The sequence below is a fragment of the Agathobaculum hominis genome, assembly GCF_014288055.1.
Taxonomy (GTDB): domain Bacteria; phylum Bacillota; class Clostridia; order Oscillospirales; family Butyricicoccaceae; genus Agathobaculum; species Agathobaculum hominis.
Map to the genome: position 1 here is coordinate 192,618 of NZ_JACOPK010000003.1, position 12,418 is coordinate 205,035.

A 12,418-nucleotide genomic window follows, 5' to 3' on the forward strand; every position below is an offset into this window, starting at 1 on the left:
TTTGACTGGGCACTTCGTGCGACAGCACGCATTTAATAGAATTTGCGAAGCAAATTCATAATTTCCGGGAGCATGTATCACGGAAATTATACAAGGGAAGAAAAAATGTGCCCGTAGGGCGCGGTTTTTCTTCAATCTTCGCTCGAAAGCGTGGTTTCGGGCGAGAGGCTGTCAATGACAGCCTCAGATCGCTGCAAGCAGCGGCGGAATTTTGATATTTACACTGGGGGAAACGGCATGGAACGATTTACACTGGCGCAGGCGGCGGAGTGGACGAAGGGCGAGACGGCGGGAGACGCTGTGCTCACCGCAGTCTCGACCGACTCGCGTCGCATTCCACAGGAGGCACTGTTCCTGCCGCTCGCGGGCGAGCGCTTCGACGGCCATGATTTCATCGGAAAGGCGCTCGAAAACGGCGCGGCGGCGGTCATGAGCCATCGGGCGTGCGAGGAGTATCCGGTCCCGGCGCTCTACGTCGGGAACACCTCGCAGGCGCTGCTCGATCTGGCGGGCGGCTACCGCATGATGTGCGGCGGCTCGGTCGTCGGCGTGACCGGTTCGGTCGGCAAGACCACGACCAAGGAGCTGCTTTACGCCGTGCTCGCGCAGCAGTTCCGCGCGGAAAAGACCGAGGGCAATCTCAACAACGAGATCGGCCTGCCGCTGACGCTCATGCGCATGACGAAGGACACCGAGGTCATGGTCGCGGAGATGGGCATGAACCACTTCGGCGAGCTGTCGCGCATGACGGCGAGTGCGCAGCCGGATTATGCCGTCATCACCAACATCGGCACCTCGCACATCGAGTTCCTCGGCTCGCGCGAGGGCATCTGCAGGGCCAAGCTCGAGATCCTCGAGGGTCTGCGGCAGGGCGGCGCTGCCGTTCTGTGCGGCGACGAGCCGCTGCTCTGGGACAAGCGTGACAGCCTCGGCTGCACGGTCTATACCTACGGCATGGAGAACCAGGCGTGCGACCTCGTCGCGCACCTGCATCCGGACGGCAGCTTTACCGTCATAAACAACGGTCTGCCGTCGGAGATGCTGCCGGTCGGCGGCAGCTTCACCGCAAAGCTGTCCATCCCGGGCGCGCACAATGTACTGAACGCTCTCGCGGCGGCGTCCGTCGGCCTGTTGATGGGCGAGACGGTCGAGAACATCCGAACGGGTCTCGTGTCCTACACCGCGAGCGGCATGCGCCAGAACATCTATGAGCAGAACGGCTTCCGCATCTACGCCGACTGCTACAACGCAAGCCCGGACGCGATGGAGGCCACGCTCGGCGTGCTCGGCACGATGGGCGATACTGGCCGCCGCATAGCGGTGCTCGGCTCGATGCTCGAGCTCGGAGACTATACCGAGGAGGGGCACCGCCGTGCAGGCAGAGCTGCCGCGGAGCACGCGGATGTGCTCTACGCCTACGGCCCTTCGGCGGACGCCATCGCGCGCGGCGCGGAGGAAAAGGGGATGACAGCGGTCCACGCCTTCACCGACCAGAATGAGCTGGTCGAAAAGCTGCGTGCGGACGCAAAGCCGGGCGACGCGCTGCTGTTCAAGGGCAGCCGCGGCATGCGCATGGAGCGCGCACTCGCACTGTTTTTAGGGGAGGAAGTTGAATAAATGAAGCAGGCACTTATCTGCTGCGCGATCGCGTTTGTGATCACGGCCGCCATCGGCCCGTCGGTCATCCGCTATCTGCGCAAGATGAAATTCGGTCAGAAAATTCTTGAGATCGGACCGAAGTGGCATATGAACAAACAGAACATCCCGACGATGGGCGGTTTCATGTTCATCATCGGCATCGCGCTCGCCGTCATCCTCGGCGGCCTCATTACCGGCACGCTGTCGGTTCACGCGCTGGCCATCCTCGGCCTGTCGGTGGCCTACGGCGCGGTCGGTCTGGTGGACGACTACGCAAAGATCAAGAAGAAGGAGAACGCAGGCCTGACGCCCAGACAGAAGCTCGTGCTTCAGATTCTGGTCGCGGCGGTGTTCATCCTCGTGCTGTTCCTCGAGTCGGACGGCCTGCCGTCGCTCATGATCCCGTTCACCGGCATCTCGATCGATCTGCCGTGGCCGGTCTACATCATCTTCGCGGCCTTCGTCATCGTCGGCGCGGATAATGCAGTCAACCTCACCGACGGCATCGACGGCCTCGCCGCGAGCGTCACGGTGCCGGTCGCGGTATTCTTCGCGGCGGTCGGCGCGCGCATCGGCAACACCGGCGTGACCATCTTCGCCGGCGCGCTGGCGGGCGGCCTGCTCGGCTTTCTGATCTATAACTTCAACCCTGCGAAGGTGTTCATGGGCGACACCGGCTCGCTGTTCCTCGGCGGCGCGGTCGCAGGCATGGCCTTCGCGTGCGATATGCCGCTCATCCTACTGCTCGTCGGTCTCATCTACATCATCGAGACCTTGTCGGTCATCCTGCAGGTCACTTACTTCAAGGCAACGCACGGCAAGCGCCTGTTCAAGATGGCGCCTATCCATCATCACTTTGAAATGTGCGGCTGGGGCGAAAAGCGCATCGTGCTCACGTTTACTGCGGTCACGATCGTGCTGTGCCTCGCGGCGTATTTTGTCGCGCTGCCGTAACGCATCCCCCTCGGAGGTGGCACAATGACATCGTCAACAAGACAGCCGCGCGGCTCGGGCAGCCGCCGGAGAGCGGGACGGCCCGCACCGGGCGGCGCAGCCTATCCGGCGCCGCGTCCCTCGCGCCAGCCGATGCCGCGGCAGTCCTACCGCCCGGCGTCCGCGAAGCGTCCGGCAAAGCCGCAGCGACGCGCGCGAAAGCCGCACACGATCGATATGCCGACCATGTGCGCAACGCTGCTGCTGCTGCTCGTCGGCCTGATCGCGCTGTTCTCCGCGAGCTACTCGAACGCGCTGTACACGCAGGGCAGCGCGACCTACTTCATCGCAAGACAGCTCAGGTGGGCGGCAGGCGGCCTTATTGCCATGTTCCTGCTGAGCAAGTGGGACTATCACGACTATAAATATCTGACCATCCCGGCGATCGCGCTCAGCGTTTTCCTGCTGATCCTGGTGCTTATTCCGGGCGTCGGCACGACGACCAAGGGCGCGACGCGCTGGCTGTTCGGCTTTCAGCCGTCCGAGCTCGCGAAGGACGCGGTCATCATCTGCTTCGCGGCGTGGGCGTCCACGAAGTACCGCGACGTGCAGCACTGGAAAAAGCTGCTCTACCCGTACGGCGCGCTGCTCGCGGTCTATGTTTTCCTGCTCGCGAAGGAGCCGCATAACTCCGCAATCATCATCACCTGCGGCATCGGTCTCATCATGCTGATCGCCGCCGGTCTGCGCATCTGGTTCCTCATTCCGGCAGGCATCCTCGCCGCTCTCGGCGCGTTCGCCTCGTATCTGACGTTCGAGCATGTACGCAACCGCGTGAATATCTGGCTCGACCCGTTCTCGGATATGCGCGACACCGGCTTTCAGGCCGCCATGGGTCAGATCGCCATCGGCTCGGGCGGACTGTTCGGCCGCGGCCTCGGCAACGGCATGCAGAAGCAGCTGTACCTGCCCGAGCCGCACAACGACTTCATCTTCGCGACCTGGTGCGAGGAGATGGGCCTCATCGGTGCGCTCGCCGTCATCGCGGTCTTCGCCTATCTGATCTGGCGCGGCCTGCGCATCGCGCGCTCCTCGCCCGACCGCATGGGCATGCTGCTCGCGACCGGCATCACCGCGAAGCTCGCCATCCAGACCATCATGAACCTGTTCGTCGTCACGGGCCTCATGCCCGTCACCGGCGCGTCCCTGCCGTTCTTCAGCTACGGCGGCACCGCGCTCATGCTCCAGCTCGCGGAAATGGGCATCCTGCTCAATGTCTCGCGGTATATGCGCATAGAGGCGCGAACAGAATAGCAAAAGCAGTTACAGACCGCTGCGGCGGGGGGAGAGATCCCGTTCCGCCGCGCGGAGGGCTGTGAAGGGGAGACAGAAACGCGCTGTCTGCCGTTCAAAGCATTCCGCACATTCAGTTTTATATTCAGAATAAATTTCGCCTGCCGCGCAGGCGAGAGGGGGAAAATTTACGATGAGACTTTATATTACCGGAGGCGGAACGGGCGGTCATGTCACGCCCGGCCTCGCTATCGCACGATATTTTGAAAAGCGCCAGCCGGAGACGGTCATCCGCTTCGCCGGCTCGGCCCGCGGCATCGAGAACAAGCTCGTTCCGCGCGAGGGCTATCCGCTCGACGCCATCGAGATCATCGGCCTGTCGCGCTCGATGAGCCCGAAGGGCATCCTGCACAACATCAAGGCCGCAAAGCTCGCGGTCTCTGCGGTCGCGAAGGCGAAAAAGCTGCTGAAGGCGGCGCGTCCGGACTGCGTCATCGGCTGCGGCGGCTATGCGTCCTTCGCGGTTGTCAAGGCCGCGCAGGAGCTCGGCATCCCGACCGTCCTGCTCGAGGTCAACGCTCTGCCCGGCAAGGTCACGCAGATGCTCGCGAAAAAGGCAGACCGCGTGCTCGTCTGCTTCGAGCAGGCGAAAAAGCTGCTCGGCGGCGACGAAAAGATCATCCTGACCGGCGCGCCGGTGCGCGGTGAGATCCTCGCGGCAAGCCGGGAAAAGGCGCGCGCGAAGTTCGGCCTCGGCGAGAACGACCAGCTTGTCGTCTCGTTCTGGGGCTCGATGGGCGCGAAGTACATGAACGAGCACATGGCCGGAACCCTCGCGCTCGAGTGCAAAAACGGCGTTTCCTACCACCATGTCCACGCCACCGGCGCGGCGGCGCGCGAATGGCTGCCGAAAATGGCGCGCGAGCAGGGCGCGGACTTCGAGAACCACCCGAATATCCAGTACACCGAATACATCTACGACATGGCGGACCGCATGGCGGCGGCCGACCTTATCGTGTGCCGCGCAGGTGCGGCGACGCTCGGCGAGCTGTGCATGCTCGGCCGTCCGGCGCTGCTCGTGCCGTCCCCCTTCGTCGCGGAGAACCATCAGGAGAAGAACGCGCGCGCGCTCGAGTCGGCAGGCGGCTGCCGCGTGCTGCTCGAAAAGGATGCCACGCCGCAGAAGCTGTATGACGAGATCGGCGATATGCTGTCCGACCCGCTGCGGCTGCACGCGATGGGCGAGAACGCGACCGTGCTGGCGGCGCACGACGCGAGCGAAAAGATCTACCGTGAGATCCTCCGGGCGATCGAAAACCACGGCAAGTAAGGCGGAACACGCATGAATGAGAACAGAAAAGCGCCGGCGCCTCCGCGCAGAAAGCGACGGCGCCGGCCCGGAAAATTCAGACGCGCACTGCACGCCTTGAGCCGTGCGGTGCTGCTCCTGCTGCTGACGGCGGCGGCGATCGTGATGATGACCATCTTTTTCAAGGTGAACACGATCTCGGTCGAGGGCGCGGAAAAATACTCCGCCGAGGAGATCACGAACGCGCTCGACATCAGCAAGGGCGACAATCTCTATCTCTGGAACAAGATGAAGGTGCAGGAGCATCTGCTCGAAAAGCTGCCCTATCTCGACTCTGTGCGCATCCGCAGGCATCTGCCTGACGCGCTCGTGCTGACCGTGACCGAGTGCCGCGCGGCGGCGGCGGTCAAGGCGGAGGACGGCTCGTACTACTACATCAGCAGCACGGGTAAGATCCTCGAGCAGAGCACCTCGGACGGCGGCCTTGCGGTCGTGACCGGCCTCGAGGGCGCACAGATGCAGACCGGCAAGGAGATCGCGCCGCAGACCGACGCGGCGGTGAGCGCCTATCTCGAGATCATGCAGGCGCTCAGTGAGCAGCAGATGGCCGACGATCTTCAGTTCATCAATTTGCAGGAGCTGACCGATGTGCGCATCGGCTGCGGCGGACGCTTTGACCTGCGCATCGGCGCGGTGGACAGCGACCTGTCCTACCGCATCCGCTTCGCGCAGACGGTCATGTCCGAGCGGCTTTCTCCTTCGGATATCGGCAGGCTGTACTGGGACGATGAGGGCAGGATGCACTTTGTGCCCGAGACGGCCGAGGAGGTCGCGCGTTCGGGCAGCGTTTCGGGTGCGGCGGATGCGATGAACACCATCGCACAGAACCCGGACGGCGAAAACGGGCTGACCGATTCGCAGAAGAACAATGCGCAGACCTCGACGGACAGCTCGACCACGGACAGCAGCGATACCTCGGACAGCGCCGATACCTCGGACAGCACGGATACCTCGTCGGACGATACGACGTACTACGATGACAGCAGCTACGATGACAGCAGCTACGATGACAGCGGCGATGACTCGTATGACGACAGCTATGACGATTCGTATGACGACTCGGACTATTCCGACGAGTCGGATTACAGCGAATAACGTATTTGTGCAAAAAAAGTCCGCCAGCGCGCAAAAATGTGTGCAAACCGCCCTTGTCCGCCGCGAAAGGCGGCGAGGGACGGAAAACCGCAAGTTTTTTTTCACAGGTTCGCTATTTTCTGTTGCAAAATCGGGAAAATAGAGGTAGAATTATAACAATAGGGGCAGACTGTCCGCGCGGAGCGGCAGGGGCTGTCCGTCAAAGGCACGTTAAAAATTATCTGTACGATCTTTAACTATAAAACGGAGGATGTCAACAATGGGTTTTGAGTTTGAACAGGGCTTGGATAATGTAGTTAGTATCAAAGTCATCGGCGTCGGCGGCGGCGGCGGCAATGCGGTAAACCGCATGGTCGAGAGCGGCGTGCAGGGCGTTGAATTTATTTCGGTAAACACGGATATGCAGGCGCTGAACTTCTCTCAGGCCGGTACCAAGATCCAGATCGGCGAGAAGCTGACCAAGGGTCAGGGCGCAGGCGCGAACCCGGAGATCGGCCGCAAGGCTGCCGAGGAGAGCAAGGAGCAGATCGCAGCAGCGCTCGCAGGCACCAACATGGTATTCATCACCGCCGGCATGGGCGGCGGCACCGGCACCGGCGCAGCTCCGGTCGTTGCACAGATCGCCCGCGAGATGGGCATCCTGACCGTCGGCGTTGTTACCCGTCCGTTCGCATTCGAGGGCAAGAAGCGCCTCGAGCAGGCTCTGGCCGGCATCGACGAGCTCAACAAGAACGTTGACTCTCTCGTTATCATTCCGAACGAGCGTCTGAAGTACGTCTCCGAGCAGAAGATCACCTTCAAGAACGCCTTCGAGATCGCAGACGGCGTTCTGCGTCAGGCAGTAGCCAACATCTCCGAGCTGATCACCGTTCCGGGCTTCATCAACCTGGACTTCGCGGACGTTACCTCGGTCATGAAGGACGCAGGCTACGCGCACATCGGCACCGGCCGCGCTGCTGGGAAAGACAAGGCAGCTGAGGCTGCACGTATGGCGATCTCCAGCCCGCTGCTCGAGACCTCGATCGACATGGCGCACGGCGTGATCGTTTCCGTCATCGGCTCGGACGACATCGGTCTGGACGAGGTCGAGACCGCAGCTACCATGGTTCAGCAGGCGGCTCATCCGGATGCACACATCATCTTCGGTGCGTTCATCGATGACACCATGGATGACGAGATCCGCGTCGTCGTTATCGCGACCGGCTTCGACAACATCCCGAACTCCGCAAAGATGGACATGGACGGCGCCGGCCTTCAGCGCAAGGCGGCTCCGGCACAGACCGGCTCCGGCCTGTTCTCGAATGCTTCCGCTGAGGCTGAGCAGAAGCCGGCAGCAAAGCCGCAGTCCTCGAGCGACGTCGGCTCGGACGATGCAGCCTTCGATGTTCTGATGCGCATCTTCGACAAAGACCACCGCTAAAAACTGAATGGATTCAAAACAGCCCCTCGGGGCTGTTTTGGTCTGATGATACAGGTTAAATCTCTGTAAAATGAGAGATGGCTGAATTCCTGTAAACCTGAGAGAGAAAGGAGAGTGATCGCTGTGAGTACGGACCCTGGAAGTAGGGAGAACAATCTAACTCGCGGCGGCGCTTTCCGATAAGACCGCCGAAGAAAGGCGGTTTTATTATATGGTTGAATTTTTCAAGACGATCGACGGCAGGATCACGGAGATAAACGAATTCTCTGAGGGTTGCTGGGTAAATATGGTACATCCATCCTCGGACGAGCTGGCGCAGATCGCGAAGGCGGCCGAGGTCGAGGAGGAGTTCGTCCGTGCGGCGCTCGACCCGGAGGAAAGCTCGCGTGTCGACATGGAGGACGAGCAGCTGCTCATGATCGTCGACATCCCGATGGTCGAGAAAAGCTCGGTCGAGGACGGCGGTCAGCTGTTCAGCACCATTCCTATGGGCATCGTCGTGGCCAAGAGTGCGGTCATCACGGTCTGCCTCGAGGACAGCATCATCCTCCGCTCGATCGCGGAGGGCGCGGTCAAGGGCGTTCATACCGCGCTGCGCACGCGCTTTGTGTTCCAGATCCTGCTGCGCATCGCAGGCCGCTTCCTGAAAAATCTGCGCATGATCGAGCGCGACTTCACGCGCATCGAGAAGCGCCTGTACGACTCGCTCAAGAACGAGGAGCTGATTCAGCTGCTCGGCCTGAGCAAATCGCTCGTTTACTTCTCCTCCTCGCTCAAGGGCAACGAGGTCACGATGGAGAAGGTGCTCCGCGGCCGCGTGCTCAAGCTGTACGAGGATGACCGCGACATTCTGGAGGACGCGCTGATCGAGGTGCGTCAGGCGATCGAGATGGCGAGCATCTACTCGAACATCATGGCAGGCACGATGGATGCCTATGCATCGGTCGTTTCGAACAACCTCAACATCATCATGAAGGTCCTCACCATCCTGACCATCATCATGACCATTCCGAATATCGTGTTCGGCTTCTTCGGCATGAACATCGGCGAGGGACGGATACCGGGCGACTGGGTCTGGTGGATGCCGCTCGCGATCACCGTGGTCGGCTGCTTCTTCGCGTGGTATATGCTCAAGAAAAAGAACCTCGACTGAGTTTTCCCAGAAATAAAAGCACCCCCGGCGCAGAAAAAGACTGCGTGCGGGTAGTGGCGCATAAGACAGGTTTATAGCTTTAGAGAGAACAGCGTGGCGGAAGTCACGCTGTTCTGCTTTTTGATGCATGAGTGAGCATTTCGGCAATGATGCTCTCCGGTAGTTCTGCCTGCTCATTTTCATAATCGACAAACAGCTTTTCAAATCGGCTATCATTGATTTTGCCGGAGATGTTGTTCTCATAGAGCCGTTTGAACAGACGGTCAATCTCTTCCATGCAATTCTTAGAAGAAGAGTAAGCACAGCTGCACTTGCGAAAAAACAGCGTGGGTTGACCGGGATTTGCTTGCAGAGCAGCAAGCAAATCCGGTGAGTACCCACACCGAAAAAACAGAGCGTTCCTGCTGACCGCCGAAACGCCCTGTTTTGTATTTTGGGATAGTCCCAAGCTCTTAGAGAAGATTATTTGAAATGATTTACCCATTGTAAAACCGGTTTTGTTTTGCTACAATGAATTTAAATAATGATTGCGCAGAGGTGAGTATCATGCCCCTTATCATCGTTCGAAACGATATCACGAAAATGAGCGTGGACGCTATCGTCAACGCGGCGAAGGAGTCTCTGCTGGGTGGAGGCGGCGTGGATGGCTGCATCCACCGTGCGGCGGGGCCGGAGCTGCTCCAAGAGTGCCGGACGCTGGGCGGCTGCCGAACCGGCGAGGCCAAGATCACCGGCGCTTACCGCCTGCCGTGCCGCTACATTATCCACACCGTCGGCCCTGTGTGGAACGGCGGTAAGTGCGGTGAGCGGGAGCAGCTCGCCTCCTGCTACCGGACGAGCCTTGCGCTGGCGAAGGAGCACAGCTGTGAGACGGTGGCATTTCCACTGATCTCCTCCGGCATTTTCGGCTACCCCAAGGCTCAGGCACTCCGGGTGGCAGTGGACACCATCAGCGAATTCCTCGCAGAGAACGACATGACGGTGTACATCGTCATTTTCGATCGCGCGGCGTACCAGATCGGCAATAAGCTCTTCGCGGACATCGCCGCCTACATCGACGATCACTATGTGGATGCCCACACCGATTCCCGCCGGGAGCGGATGCGCCGGATGGGCGTCGTAGAAAGCCGGATGCTGACCGCCTGCGAGGATGCGCCCATGGTGGCCTCCGGGCTGGACGAGGCGCTTGCGCATCTGGACGCCGGATTTTCGGAGACGCTGTTGAAGCTCATCGACCGCAGCGGCAAAAAGGACGCCGAGGTTTACAAGAAGGCCAACGTGGATCGCAAGCTGTTCTCGAAAATCCGCAACAACCCAGACTACAAGCCCTCCAAGCCCACGGCGGTGGCCTTCGCCATCGCGCTGGAGTTGAGCCTGCCGGAGACCCGCGACTTCATCGCCCGCGCGGGCTACGCACTCAGCCCCAGCAGCAAGTTTGATGTCATCATCGAGTATTTTATCATGCAGCGGGACTACGATATTTTCAGAATCAACGAGGCGCTGTTCGCGTTTGACCAGAGTCTGCTGGGAGCGTGAGGAAAAATATGCTTTTATAACGAAGGAGCGTAACACCATGGATGTACATCGAGCAAAAGAACTGTTGACGATTTTGGCGGACGGCGTTGATCCCTTGACGGGGGAGGTGCTGCCGGATAACCACGTGTGCAACAAAGGAGAGATCGTGCGGGCGCTGCACTGCGCCGTAGAGGAACTATCCCGCAGACGGAAAAAACCGCTGCCCGAAAACAACGGAAAACCTTGGACGGAGGAACTGGACGACGAGCTATGCCGCTTGTTCGACGGCGGTATGAAAAAGAAAGACCTCTGTACGCACTTTGGCCGCACCTCCGGCGCGATCGAGTCCCGATTGGAGCGGCTGGGAAGGCTGTAAAAATGCAACATAAATGTCGCCCCACAGGCGACCAAACCCTCCTTCGGATGCGCTACAATGTGAGCGTAATCAAACGAAGGAGGGCTTTTTTATGACGGAATTGGTTTTTATTTTGGATCGCAGCGGCTCTATGTCTGGTTTGGAATCGGACACCATCGGCGGCTTCAACTCCATGCTCGCCAAGCAGAAGAAGGAGGCGGGGGAGGCGCTGGTCTCCACGGTGCTTTTCGCCAACGACAGCACGGTCATCCATGACCGCCTGCCGCTGAGCGAGGTGCCGCCTCTGACGGAGGAGGAGTACTTCACCCGCGGCTGCACGGCGCTGCTGGATGCCGTGGGCGGCGCCATCCATCACATCGGCAACATTCACAAGTACGCCCGCCGGGAGGACGTTCCGGAGAAGACGATGTTCATCATCACCACCGACGGTTACGAAAACGCCAGCCGCCGCTACGATTACGAGCGTGTGCGCCGCATGATCGAACGGCAAAAGGAGAGATACGGCTGGGAATTCCTGTTCCTCGGCGCAAACATCGACGCAGCGAAGGAAGCAGCACGCTTTGGCATTGGCGCTGATCGTGCAGTGGACTACAAATGCGACGAGGCAGGCACGGCGCTGAATTACGAGGTCATCAGCGAGGCGGTGTGCAGCGTCCGCGCCGCCCGGCCGCTCAGCGCCGACTGGAAGCGACGCATCGACGAGGATGTGCAGAAAAGAGGGAGGTAAGCATATGTACGGAGCGATTTTGGGCGACATCGTGGGCAGCCCCTACGAGTTCGACTGCAACAACTATAAGGCAAAGGATTTTCCCCTGTTCAGCCGCCGTTCCGACTTCACCGATGACACAGTGATGACGCTGGCGGTGGTGAAGGCGCTGCTCAGCACCCGAGGGCAGGATGATGCTGCCATCAAAGCGGCACTGGTGCATGAGATGCAGCAGCTGGGCCGCGCCTACCCCGACCGGGGCTATGGCACCCATTTTGTCGGCTGGCTCTATGAGGATGCCCCGCAGCCCTACCGGAGCTACGGCAACGGCAGCGCCATGCGGGTGTCGTCTGCCGCATGGCTGGCGAAAAATATGGTGGAAACGCTGCGTCTGGCGCGGCTCACCGCCGAGGTGACCCACGACCATCCGGAGGGTATCAAGGGCGCACAGGCCACTGCCGCGGCCATCTTTCTCGCCCGCACAGGTCACGGAAAAGAGGAAATCAAGGCGTATGTGGAGCGCGAGTTTGGCTACGACCTCAGCCGAACCTGCGATGAGATTCGCCCCACCTACCATCATGTAGAGAGCTGCCAGGAAACCGTGCCGCAGGCTATTATGGCATTTCTGGAAAGCACAGATTTTGAGGACGCACTGCGCACAGCGGTGTCCCTCGGCGGCGACAGCGACACCCTCGCCGCCATCACCGGCAGCATCGCTGAGGCGTTCTACGGCGTGCCGGAGGAACTGCGGCAGGAGTGCCGCAAGCGGCTGACGCCGGAGCTGGCGGAGATTTTGCACCGGTGGGAAAGTGCGCATTGACCCGCTGAAGGAATACGAAGGCAGACTCTTGATCGAATGCGGTCTACCTCATTTAAAACGGCAAAAAAAGCAAAGGGGTATGTGTCTTAACGGCACATAC

General features: G+C 60.3%; 12 protein-coding genes. 11 read left to right on the top strand and 1 reads right to left on the bottom strand.

All coding sequences use genetic code 11. The features are described from left to right. Positions 1-237: 237 nt before the first annotated feature. The 7 genes from H8S02_RS04405 to H8S02_RS04435 all read left to right on the top strand — a co-directional run bounded on the left by H8S02_RS04405 (position 238) and on the right by H8S02_RS04435 (position 8,901). Positions 238-1,617 (top strand): UDP-N-acetylmuramoyl-tripeptide--D-alanyl-D-alanine ligase, encoded by a 1,380-nt coding sequence (locus tag H8S02_RS04405; RefSeq protein WP_186969473.1) that lies wholly within the window; start codon positions 238-240, stop codon positions 1,615-1,617. Beyond that, positions 1,618-2,592, top strand: a complete 975-nt coding sequence (gene mraY, locus H8S02_RS04410; RefSeq protein WP_186969474.1) for a phospho-N-acetylmuramoyl-pentapeptide-transferase — start codon at positions 1,618-1,620, stop codon at positions 2,590-2,592. 24 nt (positions 2,593-2,616) lie between these two features. Beyond that, complete coding sequence (locus tag H8S02_RS04415; RefSeq protein WP_186969475.1) at positions 2,617-3,885, top strand: FtsW/RodA/SpoVE family cell cycle protein; 1,269 nt, start codon at positions 2,617-2,619, stop codon at positions 3,883-3,885. 172 nt (positions 3,886-4,057) lie between these two features. Next, positions 4,058-5,194, top strand: coding sequence for an undecaprenyldiphospho-muramoylpentapeptide beta-N-acetylglucosaminyltransferase (gene murG / locus H8S02_RS04420; RefSeq protein WP_186969476.1), 1,137 nt, complete (start codon positions 4,058-4,060; stop codon positions 5,192-5,194). A gap of 96 nt (positions 5,195-5,290) precedes the next feature. Continuing rightward, positions 5,291-6,328: a cell division protein FtsQ/DivIB gene (locus tag H8S02_RS04425; RefSeq protein WP_186969477.1), complete on the top strand. Its 1,038-nt coding sequence runs from the start codon at positions 5,291-5,293 to the stop codon at positions 6,326-6,328. A 259-nt stretch (positions 6,329-6,587) separates the two neighbouring features. Continuing rightward, positions 6,588-7,748, top strand: coding sequence for a cell division protein FtsZ (gene ftsZ / locus H8S02_RS04430; RefSeq protein ID WP_118723308.1), 1,161 nt, complete (start codon positions 6,588-6,590; stop codon positions 7,746-7,748). Between the two features lie 211 nt (positions 7,749-7,959). Then, positions 7,960-8,901, top strand: a complete 942-nt coding sequence (locus H8S02_RS04435) for a magnesium transporter CorA family protein (protein ID WP_186969478.1) — start codon at positions 7,960-7,962, stop codon at positions 8,899-8,901. A 103-nt stretch (positions 8,902-9,004) separates the two neighbouring features. Here H8S02_RS04435 and H8S02_RS04440 read toward each other — a convergent pair whose 3' ends face one another. Then, complete coding sequence (locus H8S02_RS04440) at positions 9,005-9,385, bottom strand: hypothetical protein (RefSeq protein ID WP_186969479.1); 381 nt, start codon at positions 9,383-9,385, stop codon at positions 9,005-9,007. 62 nt (positions 9,386-9,447) lie between these two features. Between H8S02_RS04440 and H8S02_RS04445 the strand changes: the two genes are divergently transcribed. From H8S02_RS04445 to H8S02_RS04460, 4 genes are all read left to right on the top strand, one after another. Then, positions 9,448-10,437, top strand: coding sequence for an O-acetyl-ADP-ribose deacetylase (locus H8S02_RS04445; RefSeq protein ID WP_186969480.1), 990 nt, complete (start codon positions 9,448-9,450; stop codon positions 10,435-10,437). Positions 10,438-10,474: 37 nt separating this feature from the next. Further along, positions 10,475-10,792, top strand: a complete 318-nt coding sequence (locus H8S02_RS04450; protein WP_186969481.1) for a hypothetical protein — start codon at positions 10,475-10,477, stop codon at positions 10,790-10,792. 91 nt (positions 10,793-10,883) lie between these two features. Next, a complete protein-coding gene (locus tag H8S02_RS04455; RefSeq protein WP_186969482.1) occupies positions 10,884-11,519 on the top strand; it encodes a vWA domain-containing protein in 636 nt (211 codons plus the stop codon). 4 nt (positions 11,520-11,523) lie between these two features. Beyond that, a complete protein-coding gene (locus H8S02_RS04460) occupies positions 11,524-12,318 on the top strand; it encodes an ADP-ribosylglycohydrolase family protein (RefSeq protein WP_186969483.1) in 795 nt (264 codons plus the stop codon). Positions 12,319-12,418 lie beyond the last annotated feature (100 nt).